General features: G+C 67.1%; 1 protein-coding gene. It reads left to right on the top strand.

Annotated features, from left to right (window positions below; all coding sequences use genetic code 11):
• Positions 1-144 precede the first annotated feature (144 nt).
• On the top strand, positions 145-1222 hold a 1078-nt coding region (locus ACFVX9_RS39865), incomplete at its 3' end, for an IS701 family transposase (RefSeq protein ID WP_387987225.1).

Raw genomic sequence — 1222 nt, 5'->3', positions numbered from 1 at the left:
GTGCGGGGGCTACGAGGTACGACAAACTTGCCGTCCGCTACGAGGCAACGGTACTGGTCGCAGCCATCAACGAGTGGCTGTGACCAGCACTTTCGCAACAGACCCTAGTACTGCAATCACACTTGTGTGTGGTTGAGTTGGTGTATGACTGTGCTCGGGGTGGGGTTGGTTGAGGAGTGGGACGGGGTGCTGGCCGGGTTGCATGCCCGGTTCGCGTCGCGTTTCGTGAGGTCGGAGCCGCGTGGGCGGGCTCTTGCGTATATGCGGGGGCTGATCGCTCCGTTGGAGCGGAAGAACGGCTGGACGCTGGCGGAGCGTGCCGGTGACCGGCTGCCGATCGGGATGCAGCGCCTGCTGGGCGAGGCGGACTGGGACGCGGGCAAGGTCCGTGACGATGTGCGGGACTACGTCGTCGAGACGATCGGCGACAAGGACGCGGTCCTGATCGGTGACGACACCGGTTTCCTGAAGAAGGGAGTGCGCTCGGCCGGCGTCCAGCGGCAGTATTCCGGCACCGCCGGACGTACGGAAAACTGCCAGGTCGGCACGTTCCTGGCCTACGCCTCGCCCAGGGGGCGGGCTCTGATCGACCGGGAACTGTACGTGCCCGTCTCCTGGACAGACGACCGCGAGCGGTGCCGGGACGCGGGAATCCCCGACGAGGTGGTCTTCGCGACGAAGACCGAGCACTTCAAGGCCATGCTCAGCCGTGCGATCAAGGCGGGTGTGCCCTTCGCCTGGGTCACCGCGGACGAGGCCTACGGGCAGTCGAAGTCCCTGCGTTGGTGGATGGAACAGCGGGCCGTCAGCCATGTGATGTGTGTGAAGGCCAGCGACACCGTCATCACCCGCGGCATGGGCGAACGCCGTGTCGACGACCTCGTCGCCGGCCTCGCGCCTCAGGCGTGGAAGCGCCTGTCCGCCGGGAAGGGATCCCACGGCGAGCGCATGTACCAGTGGGCCCGGATCCCCATCCGGATCTGGTGGGAGAACGGCCACGGCCACTGGGTCCTGGCCCGCCGGAGCCTGAAAGACCCCACGGACCTCGCCTACTACGTCTGCTACGGCCCCGTCGCCACCCGGTTGAAGGACCTGGTCCAGGTGGCCGGCGCCCGCTGGGCCGTCGAAGAATGCTTCCAGACCGCGAAGGGCGAGTGCGGCCTGGACCACTACCAGGTCCGCCTCTACCACGCGTGGTACCGGCACATCACCCTCGCCATGG

The sequence above is a fragment of the Kitasatospora sp. NPDC058243 genome (assembly GCF_042882025.1).
Taxonomy (GTDB): Bacteria; Actinomycetota; Actinomycetes; order Streptomycetales; family Streptomycetaceae; genus Kitasatospora.
Note: the sequence above shows the minus strand (reverse complement) of the source record. Positions and strands in the feature narration are given on the sequence as shown.